At 48.8% G+C, this 907-nt stretch carries 1 protein-coding gene and 1 pseudogene; both read left to right on the top strand.

Annotation, left to right across the window (positions count from 1 at the left end; genetic code table 11):
• Nucleotides 1–484: ABC transporter permease subunit (locus tag R7Z77_RS24545; RefSeq protein WP_318136952.1), on the top strand; the 484-nt coding region annotated here is incomplete at its 5' end.
• Nucleotides 471–907: pseudogene (locus R7Z77_RS24540) on the top strand (peptide ABC transporter permease); the annotation flags it as partial. The gene R7Z77_RS24545 and the pseudogene R7Z77_RS24540, both read left to right, overlap by 14 nt.

Below are 907 nucleotides of genomic sequence, written 5' to 3'. Positions count from 1 at the left end.
TATTGACGCCTTTATGGCGAAAGGTGAATACCGAGCTCACGCACTGCAAAGTGTCATCGAGCACATGGTTCTGCCGTGTTTGGTTCTGGCGTTAGCACCTACGACTCAAGTTGTTGGTTTGATGCGTGCTTCTGTTGCAGAAGTTATGAGCCAAAACTACATTCGCGCAGCCCGAATCAAAGGTTTATCGAATCGTGAGATCGTCACTCAGCACGTAATGCGTAACGCCATTCCGCCCATCATTCCAAAAGTTGGGGTTCAGCTATCTAGCATGATCACTTTAGCGATCATCACCGAGTCTATCTTTAACTGGCCGGGCATTGGTCGCTGGTTGCTGGATGCGCTTGCCAATCAAGATTACGCCTCAATCCAAGCAGGAGTAATGGTGCTTGCGACACTCGTATTAACTGCCAATATCCTTTCGGACTTGATTGGCGCCATGATCAACCCTCTGGTGAGAAAGGAATGGTATGCTAACAAATAACGTTTATCAGGAAGAACGCATTCCAACTCAGTTTGAGCGATTTTGGCGTAGTTACCGCGCTAACGGTTTAGCGATGTTTGGCTTGTGGTGTTTAGGCTTGATTGTATTGATCACCATTTTAGCTCCGTGGCTTGCCCCGTTTGATCCACAAGCACAATCTGGTGAGTTACTCGTTCCCCCTTCATGGGCACCAGCGGGCACCGTCGATTACTTTTTAGGAACCGATGACTTAGGTCGTGATATTCTGTCGCGCTTGATCATGGGCTCTCAACTGACTTTTGGCGCAGCAGTTGGCATTACTGCGATTGCGACCATCGTAGGTTGCTTTATCGGAGTGCTGGCGGGGATGACGAAAGGTCTGCTTTCCAGTACTTTGAACCACCTTCTCGACACCGTTATGTCGATTCCATCGCTATTGCTCGC

The sequence above is a fragment of the Vibrio sp. 1401 genome (genome assembly GCF_033340295.1).
The sequence above is the reverse complement of the archived record's forward strand: the minus strand, read 5'-3'. Positions and strand labels throughout refer to the sequence as shown.